This is a genomic window from Bradyrhizobium sp. Arg237L (genome assembly GCF_029990105.1).
In the GTDB taxonomy this organism is placed as follows: domain Bacteria; phylum Pseudomonadota; class Alphaproteobacteria; order Rhizobiales; family Xanthobacteraceae; genus Bradyrhizobium.
Map to the genome: position 1 here is coordinate 1 of NZ_JAQMIL010000253.1, position 340 is coordinate 340.

Annotated in this window: 1 protein-coding gene; it reads right to left on the reverse strand. The window is 68.8% G+C overall.

Annotation, left to right across the window (positions count from 1 at the left end):
• Nucleotides 1–340: 4Fe-4S dicluster domain-containing protein (locus tag OZ411_RS43210; RefSeq protein ID WP_282532839.1), on the reverse strand; the 340-nt coding region annotated here is incomplete at both ends.

The window sequence follows — 340 nt, forward strand, 5'->3', positions numbered from 1 at the left end:
CGTTGACCGCGAACGGCAGCACGTTGGCCGGCAGTCCATCGCCGAACCGCGCCAGCGCGTCGATCAGCGGCACACCATGTGCCTCGTCATGCACCAGCACGATCGCCTGTTCGCCGCCGGCTTCGCGATAGGTGATCAGCAGCGCGCGCAATTTGCGCATCAGCGTGTCTTCCGGCGGCAGGGCGTAGGACGCAGCGCCGGTCGGGCAGGCCGCCGCGCATTGGCCGCAACCCGCGCAGATGTTCGGATCGATCGCGACATGATCGCCGGCCGGCGTGATTGCGCCTGCAGGGCAGAGATCGAGGCAGCGGGTGCAGCCGATGCGTCCCGAGCGCGAATG